The 26,465-nt window shown below is 68.5% G+C and carries 22 protein-coding genes; all 22 read right to left on the bottom strand.

Annotated features, from left to right (window positions below):
• Positions 1–8: 8 nt before the first annotated feature.
• Positions 9–3,068 carry a phage tail protein gene (locus ACTOWK_RS19080; protein WP_441331672.1) on the bottom strand — a complete coding sequence of 1,020 codons (3,060 nt, stop codon included), beginning with the start codon at positions 3,066–3,068 and terminating at the stop codon, positions 9–11.
• Entirely contained in the window at positions 3,068–5,380 is a 2,313-nt protein-coding gene (locus ACTOWK_RS19075) for a baseplate J/gp47 family protein (RefSeq protein ID WP_441331671.1), read from the bottom strand. The genes ACTOWK_RS19080 and ACTOWK_RS19075 overlap by 1 nt, the downstream gene beginning before the upstream one ends.
• An 11-nt stretch (positions 5,381–5,391) precedes the next feature.
• On the bottom strand, positions 5,392–5,781 hold the full coding sequence (locus ACTOWK_RS19070; protein ID WP_441331670.1) for a GPW/gp25 family protein: 390 nt from the start codon (positions 5,779–5,781) through the stop codon (positions 5,392–5,394).
• Positions 5,778–7,832: a hypothetical protein gene (locus ACTOWK_RS19065; protein ID WP_441331669.1), complete on the bottom strand. Its 2,055-nt coding sequence runs from the start codon at positions 7,830–7,832 to the stop codon at positions 5,778–5,780. Before ACTOWK_RS19065 ends, ACTOWK_RS19070 begins: the two co-directional genes overlap by 4 nt.
• Before the next feature lie 52 nt (positions 7,833–7,884).
• Positions 7,885–8,607, bottom strand: a complete 723-nt coding sequence (locus tag ACTOWK_RS19060) for a phage baseplate assembly protein V (RefSeq protein WP_057918049.1) — start codon at positions 8,605–8,607, stop codon at positions 7,885–7,887.
• A 3-nt stretch (positions 8,608–8,610) separates the two neighbouring features.
• A complete protein-coding gene (locus ACTOWK_RS19055) occupies positions 8,611–9,678 on the bottom strand; it encodes a phage late control D family protein (protein ID WP_441331668.1) in 1,068 nt (355 codons plus the stop codon).
• 18 nt (positions 9,679–9,696) lie between these two features.
• The gene (locus ACTOWK_RS19050; RefSeq protein ID WP_441331667.1) at positions 9,697–9,873 is read right to left on the bottom strand and encodes a hypothetical protein; all 177 of its coding nucleotides are present in this window, start codon (positions 9,871–9,873) and stop codon (positions 9,697–9,699) included.
• 11 nt (positions 9,874–9,884) lie between these two features.
• Entirely contained in the window at positions 9,885–10,769 is an 885-nt protein-coding gene (locus ACTOWK_RS19045) for a CIS tube protein (protein WP_441331666.1), read from the bottom strand.
• 19 nt (positions 10,770–10,788) lie between these two features.
• A complete protein-coding gene (locus ACTOWK_RS19040; RefSeq protein ID WP_441331665.1) occupies positions 10,789–11,250 on the bottom strand; it encodes a phage tail protein in 462 nt (153 codons plus the stop codon).
• Between the two features lie 2 nt (positions 11,251–11,252).
• Positions 11,253–14,186, bottom strand: a complete 2,934-nt coding sequence (locus ACTOWK_RS19035) for a phage tail sheath C-terminal domain-containing protein (protein ID WP_441331664.1) — start codon at positions 14,184–14,186, stop codon at positions 11,253–11,255.
• 5 nt (positions 14,187–14,191) lie between these two features.
• Positions 14,192–14,644 carry a phage tail protein gene (locus ACTOWK_RS19030; protein WP_031372403.1) on the bottom strand — a complete coding sequence of 151 codons (453 nt, stop codon included), beginning with the start codon at positions 14,642–14,644 and terminating at the stop codon, positions 14,192–14,194.
• 15 nt (positions 14,645–14,659) lie between these two features.
• Positions 14,660–16,570, bottom strand: coding sequence for a phage tail sheath family protein (locus ACTOWK_RS19025; protein ID WP_441331663.1), 1,911 nt, complete (start codon positions 16,568–16,570; stop codon positions 14,660–14,662).
• 66 nt (positions 16,571–16,636) lie between these two features.
• Positions 16,637–17,557, bottom strand: a complete 921-nt coding sequence (locus ACTOWK_RS19020; protein ID WP_441331662.1) for a hypothetical protein — start codon at positions 17,555–17,557, stop codon at positions 16,637–16,639.
• A complete protein-coding gene (locus tag ACTOWK_RS19015; protein WP_441331661.1) occupies positions 17,554–18,141 on the bottom strand; it encodes a DUF4255 domain-containing protein in 588 nt (195 codons plus the stop codon). Before ACTOWK_RS19015 ends, ACTOWK_RS19020 begins: the two co-directional genes overlap by 4 nt.
• Positions 18,142–18,145: 4 nt before the next feature.
• Complete coding sequence (locus ACTOWK_RS19010; protein ID WP_441331660.1) at positions 18,146–18,421, bottom strand: hypothetical protein; 276 nt, start codon at positions 18,419–18,421, stop codon at positions 18,146–18,148.
• A gap of 354 nt (positions 18,422–18,775) precedes the next feature.
• Complete coding sequence (locus ACTOWK_RS19005; protein ID WP_441331659.1) at positions 18,776–20,176, bottom strand: sigma-54 dependent transcriptional regulator; 1,401 nt, start codon at positions 20,174–20,176, stop codon at positions 18,776–18,778.
• Between the two features lie 289 nt (positions 20,177–20,465).
• Complete coding sequence (locus tag ACTOWK_RS19000; protein WP_441331658.1) at positions 20,466–21,041, bottom strand: response regulator transcription factor; 576 nt, start codon at positions 21,039–21,041, stop codon at positions 20,466–20,468.
• On the bottom strand, positions 21,031–22,365 hold the full coding sequence (locus ACTOWK_RS18995) for an ATP-binding protein (protein WP_441331657.1): 1,335 nt from the start codon (positions 22,363–22,365) through the stop codon (positions 21,031–21,033). Before ACTOWK_RS18995 ends, ACTOWK_RS19000 begins: the two co-directional genes overlap by 11 nt.
• Before the next feature lie 9 nt (positions 22,366–22,374).
• Positions 22,375–23,157: an SURF1 family protein gene (locus ACTOWK_RS18990; RefSeq protein WP_441331656.1), complete on the bottom strand. Its 783-nt coding sequence runs from the start codon at positions 23,155–23,157 to the stop codon at positions 22,375–22,377.
• Positions 23,158–23,384: 227 nt separating this feature from the next.
• Entirely contained in the window at positions 23,385–23,780 is a 396-nt protein-coding gene (gene cyoD / locus ACTOWK_RS18985; protein WP_441331655.1) for a cytochrome o ubiquinol oxidase subunit IV, read from the bottom strand.
• Positions 23,777–24,412 (bottom strand): cytochrome o ubiquinol oxidase subunit III, encoded by a 636-nt coding sequence (gene cyoC / locus ACTOWK_RS18980; RefSeq protein WP_441331654.1) that lies wholly within the window; start codon positions 24,410–24,412, stop codon positions 23,777–23,779. Before cyoC ends, cyoD begins: the two co-directional genes overlap by 4 nt.
• Positions 24,405–26,381: a cytochrome o ubiquinol oxidase subunit I gene (gene cyoB, locus ACTOWK_RS18975; protein WP_441331701.1), complete on the bottom strand. Its 1,977-nt coding sequence runs from the start codon at positions 26,379–26,381 to the stop codon at positions 24,405–24,407. Before cyoB ends, cyoC begins: the two co-directional genes overlap by 8 nt.
• Positions 26,382–26,465 lie beyond the last annotated feature (84 nt).

Below are 26,465 nucleotides of genomic sequence, written 5' to 3'. Positions count from 1 at the left end.
TTGGCGGCTCAGCATTCGAGCGACAGCCGGTCGCGCCCTGGAGGGCGCGGCGCACCGCCGACGAAGCTGGCTCCGAGGTAGGCGCGGCCCACCACGGCATCGGGGATCAGCTCGCTTGCGCGGCTGCCGGCACCCAACTGTGTGTCGAGCCCGAGCCGCGCCTCGCCGACGCGGTTGAAGGCCCAGTAGAAGCGCACGTCGAACACGGTGTGCGCGGGTTTTTCCAATTCGACGATGCGCCGCGCGAGTCCGAGGCGTTCGTCGAGGCGGTACGGGTCGGCGATCACGCTCGCCACCGGCAGCAACACCGAGAAGCGGTGCGCGGTGCGGTGCATCGCCAGCAACTGGCGCTCGAACTGCAGCCAGTCGGTCTGCGCGGCCAGGCTCGCCGGCAGGCGATCGGGCAACGGCACCTGTTCGAATTCGGGCCAAGCGGCGAGGTGCGCGCTGCGCAAACGCTCGATGCGGCGATAGCGCCGGGCCAGGAAGTCGTGCCACAGCTTGCGTTCGCGCGCACCGTCGCTGCGCGCGCAGAACTCCTGCCAATCCTGGCTGGCGGCTTCGCGCGCGGACGGCGCGCTCGGCAGCAGGATCTGCGCGACCTGCGCATAGGCGCTGGCGTGGGCGAGGTTCAAGGCCTGCAGGCTGCCGTAGCGCGACAGCAGGAAACCCTGCCAGCGGCCGCGGTCGGCGGCGCCGACGCTGGGCACGAAACCCAGGTGCGCCGAGCAGAACGCGTTCCATTCCTGCGTGGCATCGGGATGCGCGGCGGTGTTCGGCGGCGGCGCCAGCGAGAACGGCGTCATCTGCTGCAAGGCCGATGCCGTGCCTTGCAGCCAGGCGGCATAACGATCGACCAGGCCGGCATTGCCTTCGGCCGGCGTCCACAAGCTCTGCAATACAACGTTGCGCAAGCCGTCGTCGGACGCAGCGCTGCCGAGGGCGGCATCGGCGACCAGGGTTTCGACCAGGCGCGTTTGATAGGACTCGACGATGCGAATGCGGCCGGCGCCTTCGTCGTCGGGATCCGGGCCGTCGAACATGGCCGCGTCGAAGCCGGGCTCGAAGGCCAGGCTCAGGGCGACGCGCAAGCCGTGCACGGTGCCGCGCCAGCGGAAGAAATCCATGGCGTGGCGGACCAGCAGGCGATGACGGCGTTCGTCCCAGGACGGGTCCAGGGCCAGGTCGAACCAACCGGCGAGCCAGGCCAGCGCGTCCTGCGGCACTGTGCGCGCATCGAACAAGGACTGCACGTTGGCGACGCGGTCCTCGATCTGGGTCAGGGTGCTTTCGCAGTTGGCGAGCCAGCGTTCGAGGAAATCGCCGTTGGCGCTGTCTTCGCGGTACAGCGCCGGCAGGAAACGCTGTGGATAGGAGAAACGCGGCGACCACACCCGCAGGGCGCGCAGGCGCGGGGTGGCGGTGCCATTGCGGCCGGCCAGGGTCACCCGCAGTTGCAGATAGCGGCCGTGCGCCTGCTGCAGCAACAGCTCCCAGGTGCCGGCACCGGCTTCGCGGCGGGTTGCGCGTGCGGCTTCGCGGCGCAGCCAGGGCAGTTCCGGGCCGCTCGCGCGCAGGCGCGGCACCGGTTCGCGCAGCCAACTGCCGATCACTTGCGCATCCGCCGCCGGTTGCGCCTCGCCGTCGAACCAACCGCTGAGCTCATCGCCGGCGCGGCTTTCGATGGTGATCGCGGTGTCGGGCGGTATCGCCGCGTCGAGCAGCAGCTTGTCCCAGACCGTGCCGAGCTCGTTGCTGTCGAATACCGGCGTGACGAACACCGCCTGCGCCGCGTAGCGCTGCCGGTGCTGTTGCACCACCGGCGTCCAGCGCGGCAGGCTCAAGCCGCAGTCGTAGTGGGCCTTGCCCGCGACCGAAACCAACGCGCGGCCGCCGTAGCGGCGCAGCGGATACAACTCGGCCGGCGCGCGCAGGGCGAACTGCCCGTCGCTGTCGGTCACTTCGAAGGCGTGGACCTGGTTGCCGACTTCGCTGGCGATGAACAGGCGCGGCGGTGCTTGCTCGGAGGCCGCGGCATGGCCGAGGCCGCTGGCATAGACCATGTCGTGGGCGAGCGCGGGCAGGGCGTCGAGCCATTGCGAAGCATCCGCCGACCAGACCGAACCTTCGCGGCGCAGCCGCACCACGCGCGAGCGTTGCAGGGGCGCGTCGCGATCGAGCAGCAAGACCGTGCCCGCAGCGATGGATTCGATCGCGATCGGATCGAGCAAGGGCACGCTCAGCGCGGCCAGGTCCAGACCGGCCGGGAATTGCACCGCGGCTTGCTCGCGCAGCGGCCCGGCATGCGGTTGGAAGTCGTCGACGACCGCCGCGGCCAAGGGCAAGGCGGTTTGCCCGCTGTTGACCACGGCCAGGGTGCAGTCGAGTTCCCATAGCCGCCGATGCACGCGATCCAACACCCAGGCACCGCCGCCGTGGCGCGGGCACAGGTCGAAGGGTTCGAACGGCACCGCCGCCGGCCAGCCCGTTTCCAGCGGCGGACCGCCGGAGATCAGGTCGAAACTCATCAGGCCGCGCAGGTCGCCGCGCGCGAACGCCGCGACGAGGTAGTCGTCTTCGGTAACGACCACGGCGAGGTAACGGTCGGCGGCGGGCGCCTGCGCGGCCTGATGGGTCTCGAACGCTAAGCGCCGCTCGCGGCGGCTCTGGGTGCAGTCGGCCGGGTCGGCCGGCCAGAACGGCGCTTCGCCGCCGCCTTCGGTCGAGGCGACCCGCAGGGACGCGGCATCGTCGGCGACCCGATAAACGTTGCCGTGACGATCGGCGGCGGCCGGGCGGCGCGCATCCAGGCTCAGCGGCGTCTCGCCGAGCGTGGCCGGCAGCTCTATCGCTTGCGGCTGCAGGGTGATCTCGCTGCGCGACGGATCCCATCCGGGCAGGGTTGCCGGCGGGATCGGCATCGGGCTGGCGAATATCTCCCACCAGAACGCCAGCTGCTGCGCGCCAGCGGCTTCGACGAAGGCCGCTTCGTTGAAGTCTGCCGTCGTGCAGCGCGCCCAATCGTCGCGTCCGTACAGCATCTGGAAGCGGGCGCCATTGACGTTCATCAGCAGGTCTCCGGCACGACCGGCACCGGCAACAGCGGCGTGGTCGTACCCGTCGAGCCGCCACTGCTGGCGCTGCCGCCGCCGCGCAGAGCATCGAGCGACATGGCTTCGCCGGCGACCACCGAAATGCCGAGGATGCGCGGCAGCTCCAACCCGTTCATCTCGACCACGTCGCTGGCGCTGAGTTCGCCTTCGGCAAGCAATACATCGGCGACCGAAGTCACCCCGGGCACGCGCGCGACTTCGGCCAGCAACACCCGGCTGGCGACCGCGGTACGCAGGGGCCAGCCGCGTGCGGGGTCGGCGCCGCGCGGTGTAAACAAGGCCGCGTTGCGCGGCATCGCGCCGGCCGGGCCGATCGGCGCCAGCACGTCGCGCAGACGGCGCTTGACGTCGTCGACGACCTGGGCGATGGCATAGCCGGCCGCGGCTTCGATGCCGACCGAGATCCAGATGCCCTTGTAGTCGGCGCCGCGCACGACCAGTTCGGTGGTGACCAGGCGGCGCGGATCGAGATGGCGGCACAGCGCGTTGAGGAACAGACGGTCGGCGCGCGGCGCATCGGGTTGGGTCGGGTCGGAGCGTGGGATCGCCATCAGCGTGACCACGCCCGGCGCCGAGCCGGGTTCGTTCGGCGACAGATCGGGATGGAACGCCGGCAATACTTCGATGCGGCCGATCTGCACGCCGGGTGCGCGGTAAGCGACCGACTCGAAGTCGTCGATGCTGACCATGCGGTCGCGATGCTGCAGGTGCCGGCGCACTTGTTTCTCGCCGGTGTCGGCCGACTCGGCATCGGCGCCGCCCCAGGTCTGCACCGGGTTGAGCACGGCGAAGCCGGACGGCAACTGCGGGGCGTTGTCGATCTTGCCTTCGGCGACGTTGCCCTGCGCACCGAGACAGAATTCGTAGGCGGCGAACACGCGCGCACCGAGTGGCAGGCGGCGTCCGCGCAGGCCATCGCCGAAACGCAGTTCGCCGGCTTCCGGGTCGAGCTCGAACACTTCGGTCGGACCGATTTCGACGCAGGCCAGGTCGCGCGCGCTCGAACGCGGATCGGACACCGGCACTTCCGGCGCGGCCGCGGCCAGGTCGTCGATCTCGTTCCAACGGCGCGGTGCCGCCGCACCAACGCGAGTCAACACGCTGACCGAATGGCGCAACACCGGCCGGCGCGACAACCGCCGCACTTGATCGGGCCGGCCGTCGCCGTCGGCGAGCGGTTCGGCGGCGATGCGCTGGATCTGCCGCACCGGCGTGGCGTTGATGCCGGCCCAGCGCATCCGCGCCTGCGCCGCACCGTCGGCGCGCACGCGCAGCCAGGTGATCACGCGTCCGGCCAGGGCCGCGTCGTCGAGGGTCGGCGGCATGTCGCCGACGCCGCCTTCGAGCGGGTCGATGTCCTGCCAGACTTTGAGTTGCGCGGCCGGCGGCAGCGCCAGTTGCACCACGCCCGGCACCGACAGCAGGTCGACTTCGGTGCGCGGTTCGAGTTGGCGATAGCTCGGCGCGGGACGGTCGCCGGCATCGCGCGGCACGCGGCCGTCGGCCGGCACGCTCGGCAATTCGAAGCGCAGCAGTTGCCGGCTTTGCGCGTTGCCGGCCGGCAGCAATTGCGCGCTGACCGCATCCAGCGCCGGCACCAGGCCGAGGGTCAAGGTACGGCCGCCGAGCGCATCGCGCACCGACTTCCATGGGTCGTCGGGCTCGCCGGGCGCATCGGTCTTGCGCGCCAGCAGGGCGATCCACAACGAGCGGTCGACGGTGTCGGCGTTGAGGTCGACGCTGTCGACGACCTTGCGATCCAGCGCCAGGGTCTTGTACAGCTGCACCTCGGACGGGAACGGCAGTTGATAGGACGCGTACAGCAGCCGGTAGTAATCCAGCAGTTCCTGCGAGGGATCGTCGAGGCGGCGCTTGAAGTAGACGCGCGCCTCGACCGGCAGCACGTCCAGGCCGAGTTGGGTGCGGAACGGCACCGAGCCGGCGCGCACTTCCAGGTCGGCCGGCAGGGTTTCGACCTTGGGCAGGCCGCGCTCGTTGGCGATCGCCACCAGGCCTTGCGCGGCGCTGGCGCTGGCCAGCGGAATGCGCAGCATCTGCAGGAATTTGAGGCGGTTGCGCTCCGGAGTGAGGTTGGCGCGGTACAGCAGGTTCTCGGTGAGGAAGGAGAACAACTGCACCAGGGTCACGCCCGGGTCGCTCTGGTTGAAGTTGGTCCACTCCGGCGTGTGCACGCTCGCCCGCGCCAGCGTGTCTTCCACCAGTTGGGCGAAGCGGCGATCGTCGATGGGCGGGGGCGTCAGCGGCATGGGTGCGGGCCTCAGTTCACGGCCAGCGGAATGGCGAGGCTGATGCGTTCGCGCGAGGCGGTCGCCACCAGCCGGTAGGTGATCGTGGCCACCGCGGTCTCGGTTTCGGTGGCGTGCGCAGCCACCTCGACCGCTTCGACTTCGATGCGCCGTTCCCAGCGGGTCAGCGCGCGCTGCACCGCATCGCGCATGCGCGCGTGGGTGGCCGGGTTGTTGGGCTCGAACAGGAAGCGCGCCAGGCCGGCGCCGAATTCGGGCACGCCGACTCTCTCGCCGGGTTCGGTCTTGAGGATCACCGCGATCGATTCGCGGATGTTGTCCTCGCCCGACGACCAGACGAAACGACCGTCGGCGCCGACCCGCGGCGGGAACGACAGGCTTGTGCCGAAGATGCTGCTCATGACGAGTCCTTCTTGCCCTTGAGCCCGGGCACCGGGAAGCAAATCACGAAGTAGGGCAGCCAGCGGAAGATCAGGTCGAACAGGATCACGATGATGATCAGCAGGATCAGCGCGCAGATGGTGATGATCGGAATCGACAGCGAGCAGATCATGCCGATGTTGATGCCGCCGCTCTGGCAGGGCGCGCCGTCGCCGGCCGGCAGGTCCTTGTGGAACGGCCACGGCAGCACCGACAGCACCAGGTCGACCAGACCCATGCCCTTGGCGCGTTGCACCTGGCCGCAGAGCATGTCCGAGAGTACGAAGGCGGTGTTCTTCTGATACTTGCGCAGGCCGGCGGGGCTGGTGTCGGCCGGCAGCGAGATGCGGATCGGCCGCGCCGGCGCATCGGAATCGAAGAAGCTCGCCAGGCGGAAGCGTTCGCTCGGCGAAGACAACAGCGGCGGGTGCAGCGGGCCGCAATCGCGGCGGCCGTGGACGAAGCGCAGCACGAACCAGCCGCCGTCGCCGAGGTTGGCGCCGAGGTTGTTGCCGAGCGCGTTCTTGACCTGCAGCGCGAACGGCACCGGCGGTGCATCGGTTTCGGTGGTGGCGTCGAGTGCGCGCGCGTACAGCGCGGTGAAACGGTCGACCTTGCGCGCTACATCCTGGCCGGGCACGTTGCCGGCGACCGGGTCGGGATCGATCGAGGCATCGTCGCCGAGGCTGTCGAGCGCGCTGTACGGCCCGTTCGCGGCCAGACTTTGTTCGACCCCGGCCAGGCAGAAACTGAAACGCGGCCAGTCCGGCAGGCCGCGGGTGTCGGGCGTGGCGGCGAAGGTCGCGGTGCTCGCTTCGAGCTTTTCGCGCACGCCCGGCGCACGGATGGCCTTGAGCGCGGCGCGCATCGAGGCCGCGACCGGATACTGCGCGGTCGGCTGCAACGCGGTGATCAAGGGTGCGCTCATGACCACCGTGCCGAGCCAGTCGTAGAGGGCGCGGCGGTTGGTCGACAGCGCGGCATAGCCGGCGCCGCTATTGTCGATGGCGTTCCAGACGTCGGGCAGATAGGTCTGCAGATGGTCGGCGCAATCCAGCAGCACCAGCCACGACGCGCTCTGTTGCTGCAGGTTGAAATTGAACGCGCGGGTGACGCGGTCGCCGGGCGGTTCGGCTTCGTCGCCGATGGTCGGGGTCGAGGCCGGCGCGGCGGCGAGCTTGAAGGCCGAGCGGATCATGGTCTTCCACGGCTCGCTGACATCGATCTGGAACTGCGCGGTGCGCGCGAGCTTGGAGTTCGCCGGGGCCGGAACGCTCGGCGACAGTTGTTCGCGCTGGGCGGTCGCGTATGCCGGCGAAGGCGCGGTATCGACCCGGCAGCCGAGGTATTCCTCGCGGCGGCCGACCGGGACGCTGCCGGCCCACAGCGCGCGGCGACGCTGGCCATCGTCGAGAAAACTCAGGGCGAACGCCGGCAGGCGGTCTTCGCCGGGCACGAAGTCGCCGCTGTCGTTGCAACGCTGCCAACGCGCGCCCTGCAGGTCCTTCAGGTAAGCGAATTCGTGCAATGCTCCGCTGGCATCGCCGGGCACCGGCATCAGCCGCCGCAGCACCATGCCGACTTCTTCGCCGCCGCCGCGCACCAGCGCGTGCTCGGGCAGGCCCTGGATGCCGCAGACCAGGCTCGCGGTGGCCACGTAATGGCGTTGATGTGCGGGCTGATACAGCTTCAACGGCGGCGCCTCCGCATCGGCTGGCGCAAGCCGCGGCTTCGGCAGCTTGGCGGCGGCGATGCGGCTGGAGGCTTGCACCAATTGTGGCATCGGCGCGCGTTCGACCAGGTCCGGCGGGTCGACCATCGGCTTGCGCCAGGTCTCGTAACGCGCGACCAGTTTGTCGATGCGGGTCGGGTCGCGCGCCAGGGTGCCGAGCAACTGCTCCATGAAGTCGTCGCTGGCGAAGCGCAGGATCGCCGGGCGCGCCTGCTCCGGCGTGGCCGCGGCGCCGGCGGCGTCGCCGAAGCGCGACCACAACGGCTGCGGTGCCTGCCAGCGCAAGGGATGGGCGTTCATGGCGTCCTCCGCGGGCGTGCGGGGCGATCTCGGCGCGTGGCGGTGATCGGCTTCACCAGATGTTCCCCGCGCCCGGGGTGTAGGAGGCGCTGATGATGCTGTTGCAGATCACCGTGTCGGCCTGGACCACGCCGGAGAAACGCGACATCGCCGAGTCGACCGTGACCATGCCGGCGCTGACCGCGACCTGGCTGGCGTTGACGGTGACCTTGGCCGCGGCAGTGACGGTGATGCCGGACATTTCCAGCTTGACCGAGTTGCCGTTGCTGTCTTCGATCTCGACCGCGCCCGGGCCGTCCTTGAGGGTGAAGCTCTGTCCGCCCGGCGTTTCCAGCAGCAACTGTTCGCGGCCGTCCTGGTCGTCGAGGGTGATCTTCACGCCGTTGCGCGAGCGCAGCACCTTCTTGTAGTTGTTGCCGGCGCCGTCCATCGACTCCGGTGGCTGGTCGCGGCCGTTCCACAGGCCGCCGATCACGTAGGGGCGGCGCGGGTCGCCGTGTTCGAAACAGACCAGTACTTCGTCGTCGACGTCGGGCACGAACCAACTGCCGCGGTTGTTGCCGCCGAACATCGTCGCCAGCCGGGCCCAGCCCTCGTAGCGTTGGCCGCTGGCGTCGGGCGACCAGGGCAGGGTGATCTGCACGCGGCCTTGGTTGTCGGGGTCCTTGATGTCGGTGACCAGCGCCACCAGCACGCCGTACCAGCGTCCGCCCCAGCCGCTCGGCAGGCGTTCGCTGAGCAGTTGTTCGAACGGCGGCAGCTCGACGATGCGCATGGTTCAGCCCCGTCCGATCGCGGGCCGGTCGCACCAGAACTCGGTGCGCACGCCCAGTTTGGGATCGAAGCGGATCTGCACTTCGGTCACGGTGTAGTCGCCTTCGAACAGCGGCCCGACGCCCTTGATGCTCAGCTTGGTGCCGACCCGCAGCGCGTCCTTGGTCTCGGCGACGCCATGACCGGTGATGAAACGCCGCGCCATGTGGCGGAAACTGGCTTCGGCTAAAGCGCGCGCTTCGCCATCGGAACTCGGCAAGCCGTGGGCGAGCGCGTCGACGCGTGCGCCGAAGGCCTGTTGCAGGGTCTCGGCGCCACTGGGGCCGCCGTTGAGTTCGGCGCGGATCGCCGCTTCGTCGGCCTCGTGCTTGGCGACGCGTTTATCGGCGACGCTCCAGCCGGCGCCGACCAGGCGCGTGCGTTGATGAGCAAGATCGGCGCAGACCTCGAACTCGCGCAAAGGTCCGGCCCAGGACAGTTCCAGCGACTCGCCATTGCGCTGCGCGCGTTGCGCCGCCTTGAGTTGGGTGCCCTCGACCCAGATCTGCGCGTCTTCGCGCCGGGCCAGGTCGCGCAGGAAAGCCAGGTCGCTCTGGTTGACCTGGGCCAACAGTTTGTAGGTTTCGCCTTGCACGTCGACCTGCGCCTGCAGGCCATGGTCGCCGGCGATGCTGCGCAGGATGTCGGCGAGGCTGGCGTCGGCGAAGGCGCGGGTGCGCCGGGTCATGCGCAGGTCTTGCAGGCGGTCCTCGGCGCAGACGCCGATCTGCGGCGTGCCGCCGTCGGGAAATTTCGCCGACAGCGCGCTGATCCGGCCCTCGAACAACTTGCCCTCGCCGAGCTTGATGGTCAGCGGCTTGCCGAACTCGAGCAGATCGCGGCCGAAATGCTGGAAGCCGCCCTTGTCCGGGCCGCCCCAGTTGCCGAACACCAGCTCGCAGCGGGCCAGGCCGGCCTCGGACTCGACGATGTCGAGCGACATCAGCGAGCTGGTCAGCGTGGCCTCGCGCTTGCCGTCGATTTCCACCGACGGACGCGAAGCTTTGATCGGCAATGTCGCGGTATCGCCCATGGGCTGGCTATGGCTCCGTCAATGCGCCCAGACGCGCAGGGATTGCTGGTCGATCTGGCGCAACGCCGTCTGCACGTCGCGCGGTTCGAGTTTCTCCGGCGCCTCGCCCTCGGACTTGGCGCCGGCGTTCGCGTCCGACTTCGCCGCCGGCCGTGGCTCGGGCAAGACTTCGAATTCGTTGATGACTACGGCCATGACGGTGTTCCTTATCCGAACGAGATCGAGCCGCCGGCGCTGCCGCCGAGGGATGCGTTGAGGCCGACACTCGCGCTGGCACCGGCGTCGATGCCGATGCCACCGCTTAACCCGCCGCTGAGTCCAGCGCCGATACCACCCCCCACCGAGGCGCTGCCGCCGATGCCGGCATCGACGCCTATGCCTACACCGATGCCGGCACCGCCGCCGATCGAGGCGCCGGCGGACAGATTGAGATCGACCAACTGGCCCGGGGCCATGCGCAGCGGGTCTTCGATGCCGTTGGCCGAGGCGATGCCCTGCCAGTCGGGCTTGCCGCTCTTGCCGGCCATCGATTGCAGCGAGTCGCCTTCGTTGGCGCTCTTCAGCGGCGCCTGGCCGGGTTGGTTCGGCACCTTGCCTTCGCCCTCGAACTTGGCTTCGAGGATCTTCTGCTGCGACAAGGTCATGGTGATGCTGGAGCGCAGCGGCTTGCCGTCGGGCGAGAAGAACTCCAGGGTTTCTTCCATGCCCTCGACCATGCCGTCGAACAGGAACGTGCCCCAGTGGAAGCGCAGCCCCGGCGGCGAGAGTTTCTTCGGGTCTTCTTCCGACTTCTGCGGGGTCATGAAATAGACCACGTCCTGGGTCAGCCGGCGGACGTCGTCGACTGCGTCCTTCTCCATCGCGGTGACGTCGAACCACAGCTGCAAGGCCAGCTTGGTGGTGCCGGCGCCGACGAACTGGCGGCCGGCGTTGCCGGCGGCCTGGTCGCCGCCCTGCGGCTGCACGATCTGGTTGGCGAAGGTGACCTTCAGCGTTTCCGGATTGAACTGCACCGCGACCTTGCGCCCGCCGGACTTCTCGTTGGCGAAGCTCTGGTCGAGTTCGATCAGCTGGGCTTTTTCCAGACTCATGACATGGCCTCCGCGCGCTTCATGCGTCGAGCTCCTTCAGGGCCAGGGTCTCGTAGGCCACCTGCAATTCCTCGATCGCGACCTGGCCGTCGCGCGCGTTCAGCGCCGGCGCCTTGAGCTTGACCGGCACGCAGCGCGAGAGCTGGAAGCGCGCGCGCACGGTGCTGCCGTCGGCGGCGAACAGCACCACCTCGGCATTGGCGCGCAAACGCGGGTTGGCGACGCTGTCCTTGAACCAGCGCCACAGGTCGAAGTTGTCGGTCATGCCGCGCTTGAGGGTGAGCTGGCCGTAACTGACCATGCCGTTGAGACGGATCTGCCTGTCGTTGGCGCCGCCTTCGCGGATGGTCTTGACCTCCATGTTCGCTTCCAGGCCGTCGCATTCGGCGAACGCGGCGTTGACCAGCGGCTTGGCGTCGTCGCCGCGGTTGATTTCGACGGCGAAATTGAAATTGGTGAACGGGTAGGGCTGGGCGGCCATGCTCAGAGCTCCTCGATCACGGCCAGGCGCTCGCCGTTCTGGGCCAGGCGCACGGCGATGAAGCGCATCGGCAGCGATGGCGCCACCCGCAGTTCGACCACGAAGCGCCCGGCATCGACCGACTGCGGCGTATTGACGCCCTCGTCGGTGACCACCCGAAACGATTGCGCGGCGGTGGCGCCGGCGAAGGCGCCGCGTTGGAACAGGTCGGTCAGCAGCAGGTCGAAGCCGCGCTGCACCGAACGCCACAGCACCGGGCCGTTGGGCTCGAACACGTAGCGGGTGCCGTGGCGCAGGGCCATGCGCCGCAGCAGGATCAACAAGCGGCGCACGTTGATCGGCCGCAGCGCTTCGTCCAGCGCCAAGGTGTCGGCCGACAGGGCGAAGAAGCCGCGCGGGTCGTTGCGCAGCAGATTGATCTGCGCGTCCTGCAGCGCCTGGCGGTCGCCGTCGGCGATAGCGGGCGTCAGTGCGACCACGTCCTTCATCGGCTCGTTGGCGGCGGCGATCCAGGCGCCGCGCAGCGAGGCACGCTTCGACAGCACGCCGACCGCGACGCCGTCCGGCGGCACCACCTGCAACGGGCGCTGGCCGGCGCTGTCGGCGGCGCTCGCGCGCGCATCCGACTGCAACCAGGGGAAATACAGCGCGCCATAACTGAGCGCGCGGGCTTCGTCGAAGCCGAAGGCCTGCGGGTCGCTCGGCCCGGCCTGGTCGGTCGGCGTGCGCACAGCGCGCAGGCGCTGGGTATAACGCAGGGCCTGCGCGGTGCGGAAATGGCGCGGCATCGACAACACCGCGAACAGATCGCCGCAGGCCGCGGCCAGGCGCAAAGTCGCCCGGTGCACGTCGAGCCAGTCGGCCTCGTGCAGGTCGCCGGCCGACTCGGGCGCGACCTGTTCCCAGTCGTCGGCGCGCACGCGCACGGTGACCGGGTTGGAGCCCTGGCTGCTCTCGTCGCCGACCCAGGCGAACACGCGATAGTGATACAGGCCTTCGCGTTGACTCATCGCCACGTATTCGCCGTCGGCGCCGCGGTAGATCTCGCGTTCGTCGCTGAAGTCGGCACTGCCGGCCTCGAACAGGGCGTAGACCGCACCGGCTTCGCTCTCGGTCCAGCTCAGGCGATAGGTGCCGGGCGGCACTGGCGCATCCGGGCCGTCGAGCATCGGCGCTTCGAGCAAGCGCGTGCTGCAATCGAGGAAACCGCCGAAGTCGGGCGTCGCCAGCATCGAGTCGGTCGCCACCGTCGCCAGGCAGGCGCCGCGGTGCGCGCGCCAATGCGCCGGCGTCGCCGCGGGCGGTGGTTGCGCAGGCTCGGGATTGTCTTCGCCGCGCCGCTGCCAGCCGCTATGGATCGCATCGGGCATGGCGATCAGGCTGGCTTCGTTGAACAGGCCGCCGGCGCCGATGCCGAATACCGCATGCAGCCCGTACAGCGGGCGCGTCTGCTCGCGGATCAGGCGGATGTCGTCGGCATGGGCCAGCAAGGCGTCGACTCCGTCGTCGGCAAGTTCCGGGTCGAGAAACAATCCGGCGTCGAACGAGGCCAGGCCATCGCGCTCGAGCGCGGTCTGGTCGCGGTGCAGCGGGCCGACCGACGCACCGAACAAACCGCTCGCACCGAGCGGCAGCCAGGCCAGGGGCCGCGGCGCCTCGTCGGGCGCCAGCGGAAAACGTTGCAGCTGCGCCGGGGGCGCGGCGGCGAGATCGTCGTGCACGCGATAGAAATCGCTGTCGCGTTGTTGTTCCCAGAAGTTTCCCGAGCGTGTCGGTGTCAACGCCAACTGGCGCAGCCGCGCTTGCGGCCCTTGTTCGGAGGTCGCGCGCAGTTCGATCTCCAGCGCCTGCGCTGAGGTCACCGTGCCGAGCGGCGCTGTGGCGAGGTCGACGCTGCGCCAGGCCGGCCCATGCACGCTCGCGAGCACTTGCAAGGTCGTCGCCAGCGCCGGACTCGCCGACAGGTCGGGCGCGCGGTCGGCTTCGTCGATGCGTAACCAGTGGACCACGCCGGCGCCGTCGAAACGCACCCAGGCGCCGATCTCGAAGGCGGATTCGGGCATTGCTTCGTCGAAGCGCAGGCTCAGCGGCGGGGGTTCGGCGGCGGAATCCGGGTCGTTGTCGAAAGACGCCGGCGCCAACAGGGTCGCCGCCAGCGGCAGTTCGAGACCGGCTAGGCGGGCGAGTCCAGGGATATCGCCGGACGGCGATGCATCGGCGACGATGCGCTCGAACGCGGCGAGCATGCGCACCGCGACGCGGTACGGTGCCGCCGGGGTCGCGCCCGCGGCGACCGTTTCGACCTGGGCATAGGCGCAATCGTCGACGGCTCGGCCGAACTGCAGCAAGTCGCCGCCGCGCAGCGGTTGCCGGGTCAGGAATTCGTATCGGCCCGAGGCCGGCGAGTCGACCCCCGACCAGGCGTCGAGCGCGAAACCGCGCGATTGCACCGAAAGATTCACCCGCAAGGGGTCCGACCAGGAACCTTCGCAACGCGCGGCGACGATCGCCGGTTCGGCCTCGCCGCCGGCCGCGGCCAGGGACAGTATTCCGGGCAGAGCGAATCGGTTACCGACGGCGACCGCGAGCGAAGGATCGGCGTCTGCGTCGACCTCGGCGCGAATGCGTTCCATCTCGGCGCTGCGCGCCACCCGCAGCACCCAACAGCGGCGACCGCCGTTGGCGAAGAAAGCGCGCACCGACGGACCCAGATGCGCGTGTACGCGTTCGCCGCGGCGTTCGTCCCAGGCCAGCGGAGCGTCGGCGCCGAACACGGTGGCGTACTGCGCCGCGCTTTCGACCGCGACCGGCAGGTGCAGCGGGCCGGTCGAGGCGAAGCCGACGAACACCGCGACATCCAGGCGCGGCAACGCCTCCGCCGCGAGCGGCGGAGCCACGTCGACCTGGATGCCGGGCAGCCGGCGCGCGTTCGCCACGATCCTCACTCCATCTCGAGCCGTTCGTAGGACAGAGTCAGCTCTTCCAGGGCCACGTCGGTGCCCTTGGCGTTGAACGGGCCGCTGGTGTGTTTGATGATCCGCGCGCGCAACAACTTCCAGGTCTGCACGATCTGGGTGTGGTCCTCGTTCTGCAGATGGATCGTCACCGTGCGCATGGCCTTCTGGTCGCCGTTGCGGATCTGGTCGAGCCACTGATAGAGATTCAGCGAACCGATCACTCCGCGTTTCATCGTCACGTCGGTGGATTTGTTCATGCCGGTGATTTTCATCACGCTGTTTTCTTTGGCGTTGCCGGTGCGGTACTCGGACACGGTCACTTCCATGCCGATGCCGCTGAGTTCCTGGAAACCGGCCTGCGGCCCGTCGGTGACCCCGTCGCCCAGGTCGACGAGGAAATTGAATTGCACGTACGGGCGGTCGCGAAGGGTGGCCATGACGTTGCTCTCCGATCAGACTTTGCGGTCGGCCGTCCACTGGCCGATGCGGAAGATGACGAATTCGGCGGGCCGCAGCGGCGCCACGCCGATGAGGCAGATCAGGCGGCCGTTGTCGAGATCGTTCTGCGACATGGTCGAGCGGTCGCATTTGACGAAATACGACTTCTCCGGCTTGTCGCCGAGCAGGGCGCCGCTCTGCCATTCGTTGAGGAGGAAGTCCTCGATCGTGCGCCGCACGTTGGCCCACAGTTGTTCGCCGTTCGGCTCGAACACCGCCCATTGGGTGCCCTTGTCGATCGAGCGCTCCAAATAGGCGAAATAGCGCCGCAGGTTGACGTACTTCCATTCCGGGTCGGAACTGATCGTGCGCGCGCCCCACAGGCGCATGCCGCGGCCTTCGAAGTAACGGAAGCAGTTGATCCCTTCCGGGTTCAGCACTTCCTGCTGGGCCTTGTTGAGGAAACGCTCGAAGCCCAGGGCCAGGTTGACGACCTCGTTGGCCGGCGCCTTGTAGACCGCGCGGTTGACGTCGTTGCGGGCGTAGATGCCGGCGACGAAGCCCGACGGCGGCATGTGGGTCTCGCGCTGGGTCAGCGGATCGAGCACGCGCACCCAGGGGTAGTACAGCGCGGCGTGCTTGGAGTCGAGCTGGGCGCGCATGGCCCGCACTTCGCTGATCGCCTGGTTGTCGCCGCTGTCGAGCACGGCGATGCAGTACTTCATGCGTTCGGCGTGGCGGATCAGGGCGCGCACGATCGACGGCGCATGCGTCGCATAGCCGGCGCCGTAGCCGAAGGTCGAGCCCGGCGCGGCGACGATCGAGATGTCTTCCAGGTCTTCGAACTGGCGCAGGCCGGTCTTGCGGTCGGCGCTGTCGACCTCGCCCTCGTAGGCCGACGCGAACGGGCGTTGGCCGTCGTCGCCGTCGTCGATCAGGATCGCCAGGCTGCGTTCGGCCGGGGTGCTCTGCGAGTTCTGCAGGGCCGCGCGCAAACCGGCCGGCGGCGACAGCGACCCGTTCGGATCGGCATCGATGAAGGCCGCGAGTAGTTCGGTGCCGGTGCCGATGGCGGCGACGTCCTCGCTGCGGATCACGATCGGCAGGGTGCGGGCGCGGCTCAGGCTGGCCGGGAATTCGGCGAAATAGGCGAACAGCGAATCCGGCGAGCCGGCGCGCTGGTGCAGCGGGTCCAGCGGCAGGTCGGGCGCGACGAAGGCGTCGCCGCCGCCGAGCGGCTGCACGACCACGGTCACGTTGATCACCCGCAGCTCGTAGCTGGCGGCGCTGAGGTCGGTCAGGCTCGCCTCGGCGGTGCCGATGTCGTCGCCGCTGGACACGAAGGCCCAGCTTTCGTTGGCCGCGTCCCACAAGGCCAGGTAGTAGCCGTCTTCGACCGCCGGCGAGGGTGCGCCGGCGCGCGGACGGATCCAGACCACGTCGCGCGATTGCAGCGAGTTGGCGAAGGTCACGCCGTCGATGTCGGAGAGCAGGCTCTGGCCGACGTTGAAGGTGAAGCCGATCCGCGCATCGCCGGCGCGCCCGGGGAAGCGCGCGTACACCATCATCGACGAGGGGCTGCCGGGCAGGCCGCCGCGGGCGCAACCGGGGCGCTCGTCGCTGGCGTCGATCGGGGTGAACACCCGGCTGACGTAGAGCCGCTTGCCGCCTTCCTCGAAGAACGCGCGCACGCCGTGCCAGAGGTAGTTGTCGACCTCGCCGGCGTCCTGGAACACCAGCTTGTCGCGGCCGCCGTAGGTGCGCTCGAACTCGACCAGGCTGGTGACGATTTCCGGCTCGATGTTGAGCGGGCCGTAGCGGGCGGGACCGACGAAGCCGGTGGTGGTGGTGCTCACGCCCTCGATCGATTTCGCGCGGAAGGAGACTTCCTCGACGAAGACACCGGGAGCCAGGTACTCAGACATAGCAGTTCTCCTTGCCTAAGACGGCGCATGTCTTGGCGCGCGTATCGGCGTAGTGGCGCGGCGCGGTCATGCGGTGGATACCAACAGCCAGGAAGCGTCCGCCGCCGGCTGTCCTTCGGTTCTGGCCGTCATCGGCCGGCGGTACTCCAGGCGCCGGGGCGGAGCCGGCGACGACAGCGAATCGATCACCGTGCACGGCGTGGCCAGTTGCGCCAGCACCTGTGCGAGGTCGGGTATGGCGGCCGGCTCGGTCGGCGGCGAGTCCGGCGACCAGAACGCGCTGAGCTCGACCGTCCAGCGGAAATCGCTGCGCGCTTCCGGCGGCGACGACAGCGGCGTGCGCGGCGGCTCGGGATAGGGATAGATCACCGCGACCCGGCCGTCGCGGTCGGCCATGCCGATGCCGCGCGGCGCGCCGTCGATGTCGACCGCGAGCAGGCTCCAGGCCGGCACGCGCAAGCTGCCGGCCTCGCGCAGTTGCGCATAGGTCACTGCAAGCGGTTGCGGCAGCGGTCGGCTCGGCGCCGAGAACAGCGGAATGCGTTCGATCAACAACTGCGGCGGCGACGAGGCGGTGCCGGGCAGCGCGAGCGGTTGCGGCGGCGAGATCCACGGCGCCAGCCAGCTGAACAATCCGCGTGCCGGCAGCTCGGCATCGAAAGCCAGCGGCAGGAAGCGGCCGAACGGGTCGCTGACTTCGATGCGGTAGCCCGAAGCCGGCGGCGACGCGCTCAGCGCCTCGATCCAGGGTTGGTCGACCGGTTCGCGGTCGTCGAACTCGAAATCGATCAGTCCGCTGACCCGATGCGCGACATAGATGCCGCTGGGGTTGGGCAAGGCGCGCTTGCGCGCGTTCGGGGCGTTGCGCGGGTAGACCTCGACGACCAGGCCGTCGATGACCGAGCTCGCGGTCGCCATGTCCCAGAAGCGCAGGCCGAGCGCGGCGTTGCGCTGCAGCACTTCGAATTCGAACAGGACCGCGCTCACGTGGTCGCCTCGCGCAGGTCGAAGCGACGGCTCTGCACCGCGGTGCCGTCGTCGACGTGGACGTCGGAGTCGATCAGCACCATGCGCAGGGCATAGGTCGCCGAGGACGGCAAGCGGCGCAGACGGTCCCACAGGGTCAGGTAATCGTTCAGCGATAGCGGGTCGCAGACCACCTCGATGCCTTCCTGCGCGCCGAAGGTGTCGGTCTCGGGCATGTAGTGGTTGAGATGCCCCGCGCTGAGCACGCTGGTGTCTTCCATCAGCCGCATCACCCAGCCGAGCATGCGCTGCTGGCGTTCGGTGTCCTGCGCCCACGGCGTGATCATGTAGTGCAAGTCGAGCGGCAGCGACGGCCGATAGCGGCGGCCGTCGGGCGAACGGCGCAGGGTGAGGTTGCGCATGGCGCCGTTGACCGCGACCCGGAACAGGTAAATCGAGAAGCCGTCCTGCATCGGCGACTCGAAGTCGCGCGCCTGGTACAGGCTGATGTCGAGGCCGGCGCCGAATTCGTCGCGCGGGTAGCGGTCGCGCAGCAGGCCGGCCAATGCGGTGCTGGTGGCGGCGATGGCGCGGTGGTTCGCCACGGGCTCAGTCTCCGCGCGGCTGCGTCAGCAAGGCGCCGAGCAGCGCGTCGCCGGCGAGCCGCCGGTAGCGCCTGCGGCCGTCGGCCGCCACGGTCTCCTCGATCACGCCGCAGCGTTTCATCCAGTCCAGCGCCTCCTGCAATTCGTCCATGGCGACCTCGTGCTCGGTTCCGAACCACCAGCGATGGATGCCTTCTGCGGTATCGCACGCGTGCGGATTGGCTCGCATATAGCTGGCCAATGCCTTCACACATGCCGATACCGCGGAGCTTTCGTCCATCGCGATCGACCCTCTGCGCATCAGATCAATGCAAGAGCGATGCCAACCGCGGTCGATGAGGCAAACGCTTGCGCGACGGGCTTCGCCGATGCAGCGTGAAGAACGAGGGCGGATGTTTTGATCCGGGCAAGACTCCGACGGCGGTCACACTGCCGGCCGCAAACGCCGTGTTTTCAAGCCTGCGCGGCCAGGATGTTTTTGTCCGCGTAGTGCGTGGCTTTGTCCTGTGGCGAGAGCGGGCAGGAGCGCTGCATCGTGCTCGCGTGCCGGCCTCGGCGAACCGCTCGCTGGGGATCGGCCACGCGGCAGCCATGGTGCGGCCTGAGCCGTTCCATCGGGCATGGAGGCTGTCGGTCAGGTCGTCTGCGGCTCGAACGCGCGGAAACGCTTGGGTTCGATGCGGTGCTTGCGCATCAGCTCGAAGAAGGCGCGGCGGTCTTTCTTCGCCGCCATCGCGGCGTGGGTGACGTTACCGGCGTGCGCGGCCAGCAAGTGCTCGACATAGCCGCGCTCGAAGTCCTCGACCACCCGTTGCTTCGCCGCCCGGAACGAGTCGGCGGCCAGGTCGAACGACGGCGGCAGGGACAGGTCGGGCGAGGCCGGTTCGATCTCGATATCTTCCGCGACCAATACCTTGCCGCTCGACAGCAGCACCGCGCGCTCGATCACGTGCTTGAGCTCGCGCACGTTGCCGGGCCAGTCGTGGCGCAACAACCGCTCGAGCGCGCCGTAGGCGAAGCTGGCCGGCGCGCGCCCGAACTCGCGGGCGAAGTGGGCGGCGAAGTGCCGGGCGAGGATCGGCACGTCCTCCGGCCGTTGCCGCAATGGCGGCAAGGTGATGTTGAGGACGTTGAGGCGGTAATACAGGTCCTGGCGGAAGCCGCCGCTCTGCGAGAGCGTGCACAGATTGCAGTTGCTGGCGGCGATCACCCGCAGGTCGGCGTGATGAACGGTGTTGGAGCCGACCGGGCGGTACTCGCGTTCCTGCAGGAAGCGCAGCAGCTTGGCCTGCGCCGACAGCGGCAGGCAGTCGACGTCGTCGAGGAACAGGGTGCCGCCCTCGGCTTCGCGCACCAAGCCGGGGCAGGCGCTGTGGGCATGGGTGTAGGCGCCTTTGACGTGGCCGAACAATTCGTTCTCGACCAGCTCGACCGGTATCGCGCCGCAGTTGACCGCGACCCAGGGCCGGTCGGCGCGCATCGACAGGTAGTGGATGGCCTGCGCGCAGACCTCCTTGCCGGTGCCGGTCTCGCCGGTGATCAGCACGCTGGCGTCGCAGCGCGCCAGGGTCGGCAGACGCGCGGCGATCGCCGCGCAGGCCTTGCTGCCGTGGACGAAGCCGCGGATATGCGGTTCTTCTTCCTGCACCGGCTCGCTGCGGCACGGCGCTGCCGCGGCATGCAGCGCACGATGCAGCCGTATCCGCCATTCCGACACGCTCGAGGGCAGGGACACGAAGTCCGAGGCGCCGGCCAGGACCAAGGCATCGAGCTCGCTATCGCCGGCATCCCGGGTCGCCACCACGATCGCCAACTGCGGGCGCTCGTGCCGGATCGCCGCGATCGACTCGGCCATCGTCGCCAGGCCATCCAGGCCCGGGACCAGGACGATGCCGTCCGCGCCCTGGATCGCCGCCTGCAGATAACCGGACGGCGACAGCTCGATCGAACTGCAACACGACAAGGCGGCGAGCACCTCGCGCAATTCCGCAGGCGCGCTTCCGAGCGGAACCACGGCCCAACGGGGGACTTCCATCGCACGCCTCCATGACAGGGAAAGTCCGTCCGACCTGCGCAGCCGACCACGGCGCGGCGCCATCGCGGCGCCAAGCCCGGTCGGAGGTTTTCGAGGTGTTGCAGGACGATCAACGCGGCGCCATCCCCGCGCCGGTCACCGCCGGGGTGTTCGTTTGTGCAACATTGCAGGGAATCCGACCGGCGGTCGGGTGTCTCGCGGGCGTATGCGCCGGGCTGGGCGGGTACGCGGCGTATGGCTTGCCGATGAGACCGGGCGCTCGCTTTGGGTCGCGACCCGAAAGCGAGCCTCACTTCACCCGATGCTTGCCCAGCTTCCGGGCCAAGGTCCTTCGATGCATCCCGAGCCGCCTGGCGGTCTCGGAGATGTTGAAGTCGGTTTCGGCGAGCATCTCGTGGATGCGTTCCCACTCCAGGGTCTTGATCGAGGTCTGGCGTTCGGTCAGCTCGACCGTGGCGTCGCCGCCGGCGCGGCCGAAGGCGGCTTCGATGTCGTCGGTGTTGGAGGGCTTGGCCAGGTAGTGGCAGGCGCCGAGTTTGATCGCTTCGACCGCGGTGGCGATGCTGGCGTAGCCGGTCAGGACCACGATCAGCATGTCGGGGTCGTGGGCGTGCAGGGCCTGCACGCAGGCCAGGCCGGAATCGCCGCCGGCCAGTTTGAGGTCGACCACCGCAAAACCGGGCGAGTGTTCGCGCAGCAGCGCATCGACGTCGCCCAGGTCGCTGGCATTGCGCACGAGATAGCCGCGGCGCTCGAACGAGCGGGTCAGGGTGCGGGCGAAGGCCGCGTCGTCCTCGACGATCAGCAGTTCGCGCGGCGCGTCCTGGGGTGGAACGGGATCGGGGGTTGTCGGATCAGGGCTCATCGGCGGCCTCTACCAGGGTCAGCGCCGACAGCGGCAGGGTCATCGCGACGATCGCGCCGCGCGGGCTGCGGTTGTGCGCGGTGATGCTGCCGCCGAGGGTGCGGGCGACGTTGAGCGCCAGGAACAGGCCCAGGCCGCCGCCGGGGCGGCCCTTGCTCGACTGATAGGGCTTGCCGAAGTGCGAGAGCATGGCCGGGGCGAAGCCGGGGCCGATGTCGCTGACCTTCAGCACCAGGCGGTCGTCGTCGCGCGAGGCTTCCAGGCCGATCCAGTCGGGCGAGGCTTCCAGGGCGTTGTCGAGCACGTTGCAGATCATCTGCTTGAGGCCCGAGTCGGAGACGATCGGCAGATCTTCGCCGAAACCGTTGGCGTAATCGAATCCGCGCACCGGGCGGGTCGTTCGCCACTCGTCGACCAGCTCGTCGAGGAAGGCGCCGACCGTGGTTTCCGCCGGGGCTTCGCCGCGGGTTTCGCCGGCCGAAAGCAGGATGCCGGTGACGATGGTCTTGCAGCGATGCAACTGGGTCTGCATCTCGTCGAGCTCCTGCAGCAGCTCGGGTTGTTCGGTGAACGGCGCCATGCGCCGCCAGTCGCCGAGAATCACCGACAGCGTCGCCAGCGGCGTGCCGAGTTCGTGGGCGGCGCCCGAGGCCAGCAGGCCCATGCGCACGATGTGTTCTTCCTCGGCTGCGCGTTGGCGCAGGTCGGCCAGGCGCGCATCGCGGGCGCGCAGGATGCGGCCGATGCGGGTGATGAACACCACCAGCAAGGTGGCGTTGAGGACGAAGCAGAGCAGCATGCCCTGGACGTAGGGGTCGGCGAGGCCGCGGGTGGGGTCGGCCGGAATCACCACCGGCCCGGCGAACATGGTCAGGGCGATGAAGCAGGCACTGGTCGCGAACACCACCGCCCAGCTCGCCCACGAGCGCAGCAGCACCGCCGCCAGCGCGACCTGCAACAGATACAGGAACACGAAGGGATTGGCCGCGCCGCCGCTCAGATACAGCTGTGCGGTCAGGGTGACCACATCGACCAGCAAGGCCAGGAACAGCGCGCCGTTGGTGACTTTCTCGCGGTGCCGCCAACGCAGCAGGCTGACCAGGTTGAACGCGGCCAGGCAGGCCAGCACGATCGCCATCGGCGCCAGCGGCAGGGCGATGCCGAAGGCGAAATGGACGAAGACGATGGTCGCGACCTGGCCGATCACCGCGATCCAGCGCAACTGGATCAGCTGGTGCATGTTCTTGACCCCGGCGCTGTCGCGCGAGGCCGTCGAGGCGGGCGCTTCGGCGTCGAGCGTGCGGGGTAGCGGCAGGTCCTGCATCGGCGCTCCTCAGCGGGGTTCGTCGAGCGACGCGGCGGCGCGACGGCGCCGACGTTCTTCCAGCGCCACCCGCCATACGGCGGCGGCGACCATCAGGGCCAGCCCGAACCAGGTCAGCGCATAGACCAGATGGCTGTTGGGAAACTTTATCACCGTCAGTCCGCCGACCGGCCAGGCCGGCTCGGCGTTGGCTGCGACCGGGCCCTCGCCGCGCCGGTCGGCGTCGACGAAGTACGGCGCCACTCGCTGCAGGCCACGGGCGGCGGCGATGGCTTTGATGTCGCGTGAGTACCAGCGATCCTGCTGCGGCGCGTTCTTGCGCAGGAAACCGCCGCCGGGCTCGCTGAGGCGCAGCAGGCCGGCGACGTGGGTATCGGACAGCGAGGCGGTAGCGGCGGCGGCTTCGCGCTTGCCCGGCACGAAGCCGCGATTGACCAGGACGATATCGCCGTAGGTGGTCTGGAACGGAGTCAGCAACCAGAAGCCGGGGCCGATCGCGGTCACGGCCTGGACCAGGCTGTCTTTTCCGCCCAGGTAACGGCCGTCGAGGCGCACGTGGCGGTACTCGTCGCGGGCGGCGCTGACCTGGGCCCAGTCGGCCGGCCCGGGCGCGGCGCCGGGCGGCGCATGCACGCGCGCTTCGACCCGCTCGATCAGGTCGAGCTTCCAGGCGCGGCGCTGGACCTGCCAGCCGCCGAGGGCGATCAGGCCGAGGAAGGCGGCGAGAAAGACCGACGCCAGGACCGCCAGGGCGAAGCGGCTGCGCGGGCGCTTGGCAGTGTTCGCGGTCATGGTCCGGACCTCTTGATGAATCGTACGACTTCTCACCCGTCGTCTCCGCGAAAGCGGGGATCCAGAGACTTCAGGGTCATGTCGCGGTGAAGCCCCGGGTGTTCGGTTTGGCCGAAATAAAGCGGAGCCCGCCTTCGCGGGAAGACGGGTGATGTTTACGCTGTTCCCGAGTCCCGAGTCCCGAGTCCCGAGTCCCGAACCCCGAACCCCGAACCCCGAACCCCGAATCAAGGCATGTTGCGCATATCGTGCGGAGCCATCGGCATCATGTTGACGTTGAGGTGGTGCATGACCCACAAGGAACCGGCCAGCAGGATCACCACCAGCACCAGGGTGAAGATCAGCGCGAGCATGTTCCAGCCGCCCTCCGACTTCGTGTTCATGTGCAGGAAATACACCATGTGCACGACGATCTGGACCACGGCGAAGGCCAGCACCACGAACGCGGCGGTGCCGGAGTTCGGGATCGCCTTGGTCATGATCAGCCAGAACGGAATCGCGGTCAGCACCACCGACAGCAGGAAGCCGATGGTGTAGCTGCCGACGCTGCCGTGGGCGCCATCGTCGTGGCCCTCATGGCCGTGGCCATGATCGTGCGCAGCGTGAGTGGTGGGCTCGGTCACGGCAGCACTCCCATCAGGTAAACGAAGGTGAAGACGCCGATCCAGACGACGTCGAGGAAATGCCAGAACATCGACAGGCACAGCAGGCGGCGGCGGTTCTCTACGGTCAGGCCGTGCTTGCCGACCTGCACCATCAGGGTGACCAGCCAGACGATGCCGAAGGTCACGTGCAGGCCGTGGGTGCCGACCAGAGCGAAGAACGAGGACAGGAACGCGCTGCGTTGGGGGCCGGCGCCTTCATGGATCAGATGCGCGAATTCGTACAGTTCCAGGCCGATGAACGCCAGGCCGAACAAGCCGGTGATCGCCAGCCAGCCCTGCACCGCGGCGATCTTGCGCTTCTGCATCGCGATCATCGCGAAGCCATAGGTGATCGACGACAGCAACAGCATCGAGGTGTTGATCGCGACCAGTTGCAGGTCGAACAGATCCGCACCGGACGGGCCGGCGGCGTAGCTGCGTCCGAGCACGCCATAGACGGCGAACAGGCAGGCGAACACCAGGCAGTCGCTCATCAGGTAGAGCCAGAACCCGAGCAGGGTGCCGTTCTGCGAATGGTGCTTGCCCTGCAGGTCGAGGAAGACCGGCCGACCCTCGGGCGAGTGGGTGGCGATGGCGTGAGCGTCAGACATGGGCGGCGGCCAGTTGTTGCGTGCGCTTGGACTCGGTCGCGGCCACTCGCTCGGCCGGGATGTAGTAGTCGCGCTTGTAGTTGAAGGTGTGGACGATCGCGGCGATCAGCATGGCGGCGAAGAAGACGCCGGCGACCAGCCACATCTGCCAGATCAGGGCGAAGGCGCAGACGGTGCTGAGCAGCGCGATGACCAGGCCGGCGGCGGTGTTCTTCGGCATGTGGATCGGCTTGAAACCGCCGGTCGGGCGCTGGAAGCCGCGCTGCTTCATGTCGTGCCAGGCGTCGTTGTCGTGCACCACCGGGGTGAAGGCGAAGTTGTAGTCCGGCGGCGGCGAGGAGGTCGACCACTCCAGAGTGCGGCCCTGCCAGGGGTCGCCGGTGTGGTCGCGCAGCGATTCGCGGCGGCGGATGCTGACCACGAACTGGATCAGCATGCAGGCGATGCCGATGGCGATCAGCACCGCACCGAACGCGGCGATGACGAACCAGATCTGCAGCGACGGGTCCTCGAAGTGGTTCATGCGGCGGGTCACGCCCATCAGGCCGAGCACGTACAGCGGCATGAACGCGAAGAAGAAGCCGGTGATCCAGAACCAGAACGAGCACTTGCCCCAGAACGGGTCGAGCTTGAAGCCGAAGGCCTTGGGCCACCAGAAGTTGATGCCGGCGAACAGGCCGAACAGCACGCCGCCGATGATCACGTTGTGGAAGTGGGCGATCAGGAACAGGCTGTTGTGCAGGACGAAGTCGGCCGGCGGCACTGCCAGCAGCACGCCGGTCATGCCGCCGATGGTGAAGGTGACCATGAAGCCGACCGTCCACAGCATCGGTACTTCGAAGCGGATGCGTCCGCGGTACATGGTGAACAGCCAGTTGAAGATCTTCGCCCCCGTCGGGATCGAGATGATCATCGTGGTGATGCCGAAGAACGAATTGACGCTGGCGCCCGAGCCCATGGTGAAGAAGTGGTGCAGCCACACCAGGTAGGACAGGATGGTGATGACCACCGTCGCGTAGACCATCGAGGCGTAGCCGAACAGGCGTTTGCCGCTGTAGGTCGAGACGATCTCGGAGAAGATGCCGAAGCACGGCAGGATCAGGATGTAGACCTCCGGGTGGCCCCAGATCCAGATCAGGTTCACGTACATCATGGGGTTGCCGCCCAGATCGTTCGTGAAGAAGTTGGTGCCGGCGTAACGGTCGAGCGAGAGCAGCAACAGCACCGCGGTCAGCACCGGGAAGGCGGCGACGATCAGCACGTTGGTGCACAGCGACGTCCAGGTGAACACCGGCATCTTCATCAGGCTCATGCCCGGCGCGCGCATCTTGACGATGGTCGCGATCAGGTTGATGCCCGACAACAAGGTGCCGACGCCGGCGATCTGCAGCGCCCAGATGTAGTAATCGACGCCGACTCCGGGGCTGTAGGCGATGCCCGACAGCGGCGGATACGCCAGCCAGCCGGTCTTGGCGAACTCGCCGACGAACAGCGAGGCCATCACCAGACCCGCGCCGCAGGCGGTCATCCAGAAGCTGAAGTTGTTGAGAAACGGAAACGCGACGTCGCGCGCGCCGATCTGCAGCGGCACCACGTAATTCATGAAGCCGGTGACCAGCGGCATCGCCACGAAGAAGATCATGATCACGCCGTGGGCGGTGAAGATCTGGTCGTAGTGCTCGGGCGGCAGGTAGCCGACGTTGTCGCCGAACGCCATCGCTTGCTGCAGGCGCATCATGATCGCGTCGGCGAAGCCGCGCATCAGCATGACCAGGCCCAGCACGATGTACATGATGCCGATCTTCTTGTGATCGATGCTGGTGAACCACTCGTTCCAGAGATAGCCCCAGAGCTTGTAGCGGGTGATCGCGGCGACCACGGCGAGGCCGCCCAGCACGACCATGGCGAAGGTCGCGATCAGGATCGGTTCGTGCAGCGGGATCGAGTCCCAGGTGAGCCGGCCGAAGATCAGCGTGGCGAGGTTGGATTGGTCAGACATCTCGACTCCAGAAGTCCGCGGGCGGACTCGGCGCGCGTTCGGCGCGCCCGGTGA

This window comes from Lysobacter sp. CA196, assembly GCF_052078695.1.
GTDB lineage: Bacteria > Pseudomonadota > Gammaproteobacteria > Xanthomonadales > Xanthomonadaceae > Lysobacter.
This window is presented reverse-complemented; position numbering and strand designations above follow the sequence as displayed.

Coding starts and splice junctions, on each gene's coding strand:
- ACTOWK_RS19080 (WP_441331672.1), bottom strand. CDS start 3,068: ATGAACGTCAATGGCGCCCGCTTCCAGATGCTGTACGGACGCGACGAT.
- ACTOWK_RS18990 (WP_441331656.1), bottom strand. CDS start 23,157: ATGACCGCGAACACTGCCAAGCGCCCGCGCAGCCGCTTCGCCCTGGCG.
- cyoC (WP_441331654.1), bottom strand. CDS start 24,412: ATGTCTGACGCTCACGCCATCGCCACCCACTCGCCCGAGGGTCGGCCG.
- ACTOWK_RS19040 (WP_441331665.1), bottom strand. CDS start 11,250: ATGGCCGCCCAGCCCTACCCGTTCACCAATTTCAATTTCGCCGTCGAA.
- ACTOWK_RS18995 (WP_441331657.1), bottom strand. CDS start 22,365: ATGCAGGACCTGCCGCTACCCCGCACGCTCGACGCCGAAGCGCCCGCC.
- ACTOWK_RS19055 (WP_441331668.1), bottom strand. CDS start 9,678: ATGGGCGATACCGCGACATTGCCGATCAAAGCTTCGCGTCCGTCGGTG.
- ACTOWK_RS19000 (WP_441331658.1), bottom strand. CDS start 21,041: ATGAGCCCTGATCCGACAACCCCCGATCCCGTTCCACCCCAGGACGCG.
- ACTOWK_RS19005 (WP_441331659.1), bottom strand. CDS start 20,176: ATGGAAGTCCCCCGTTGGGCCGTGGTTCCGCTCGGAAGCGCGCCTGCG.
- ACTOWK_RS19060 (WP_057918049.1), bottom strand. CDS start 8,607: ATGCGCATCGTCGAGCTGCCGCCGTTCGAACAACTGCTCAGCGAACGC.
- ACTOWK_RS19030 (WP_031372403.1), bottom strand. CDS start 14,644: ATGGCCACCCTTCGCGACCGCCCGTACGTGCAATTCAATTTCCTCGTC.
- ACTOWK_RS19045 (WP_441331666.1), bottom strand. CDS start 10,769: ATGAGTCTGGAAAAAGCCCAGCTGATCGAACTCGACCAGAGCTTCGCC.
- ACTOWK_RS19070 (WP_441331670.1), bottom strand. CDS start 5,781: ATGAGCAGCATCTTCGGCACAAGCCTGTCGTTCCCGCCGCGGGTCGGC.
- ACTOWK_RS19065 (WP_441331669.1), bottom strand. CDS start 7,832: ATGAACGCCCATCCCTTGCGCTGGCAGGCACCGCAGCCGTTGTGGTCG.
- ACTOWK_RS19050 (WP_441331667.1), bottom strand. CDS start 9,873: ATGGCCGTAGTCATCAACGAATTCGAAGTCTTGCCCGAGCCACGGCCG.
- ACTOWK_RS19075 (WP_441331671.1), bottom strand. CDS start 5,380: ATGCCGCTGACGCCCCCGCCCATCGACGATCGCCGCTTCGCCCAACTG.
- ACTOWK_RS19025 (WP_441331663.1), bottom strand. CDS start 16,570: ATGTCTGAGTACCTGGCTCCCGGTGTCTTCGTCGAGGAAGTCTCCTTC.
- ACTOWK_RS19010 (WP_441331660.1), bottom strand. CDS start 18,421: ATGGACGAAAGCTCCGCGGTATCGGCATGTGTGAAGGCATTGGCCAGC.